This window comes from Flavobacterium sp. ACAM 123, assembly GCF_000264055.1.
Taxonomy (GTDB): Bacteria; Bacteroidota; Bacteroidia; order Flavobacteriales; family Flavobacteriaceae; genus Flavobacterium.
Genome location: NZ_AJXL01000223.1, coordinates 1 through 1,104 on the forward strand (window position 1 = coordinate 1; position 1,104 = coordinate 1,104).

Annotated in this window: 1 protein-coding gene; it reads left to right on the forward strand. The window is 33.1% G+C overall.

What is annotated here, in order from left to right; translation table 11 throughout:
- Positions 1–1,075: PAS domain-containing sensor histidine kinase (locus tag A3SG_RS0118355; protein ID WP_016991443.1), on the forward strand; the 1,075-nt coding region annotated here is incomplete at its 5' end.
- Positions 1,076–1,104: the final 29 nt, after the last annotated feature.

A 1,104-nucleotide genomic window follows, 5' to 3' on the forward strand; every position in this document is an offset into this window, starting at 1 on the left:
TAATGATTTAAAAATTAATAGTTGGAGTTCAGGCTCTGCAACGATTTTCGGATATGAGCCAGACGAAGTTTTAGGTGAATATTTTGATATCATTTTCACGGATGAAGATAAAAAAAATGGAATTCCCCAGCAAGAAATTGATAAAGCTTTAAAAGAAGGCAGAGCAGTAGATAACAGATGGCATATTTGTAAAGACAATAGTACATTTTATGCTTATGGTTTAGTTTTTCCACTCCTTGGTATAGATGGAGAGATGTTAGGATATGTAAAAATACTGCTTGACCTGACAGAAAGAAAGAATGCTGAAGATTCTATTAAAAATTATGTAAAAGAACTAGAAGAGTTGAATACACATAAGGAGAATGTCCTTACAATTCTCTCGCATGATCTTCGCAGCCCTTTATCATCAATTATTGCTACAACAAAATATTTGAAAGATAATTTTGAAAGAATGAAGCCTGAAACAGTAAAGGAGATGCTAGAGTTAGTTCATGAAGCTTCCATTTCTGAATTAAATATGTTGGACAGTTTAGTGGATTGGGCAAGAATCAAATATGCATCAGAAATATTTTCTCCCACAAAAATTGAACTTGCAAGATATGTAGAAGATACTTTTGATAAGTTGGGGGAGATTGCCACTGCGAATGAAATAAGTCTTCACAACGAAATTAAAGAAAACGAAAGTGTTTTTGCAGATGAAAAAATGGTGCTTTCTATTTTGCAAAACTTAATATCAAATGCCTTACGTCATACAAAAGCGGGAGGAAAAATCACAGTTACGGCTAAAAAGAATGAAGATAAACTTATTATAGCAGTGAAAGATAACGGCATTGGAATGTCGGAAGAAATCATGAAGAATCTTTTTACAGCGCAAATGGCCTCTCTTTCAAAGACAAGAGCTGAAAATAAAGGAGCTGGAATTGGCTTGTTATTAGTAAAAGGGTTTTTAGAAAGAAGCGGTTGTGAAATTTGGGCCGAAAGCATAGAGGGAGAAGGCTCTTCTTTTTATTTTACATTACCAATAATTGAACCTGTAGACAAACTGGATTGTCTAGATAAACTAGATAGTAATTAATGATCTTATTTTCTAATTATTTGGTTTAA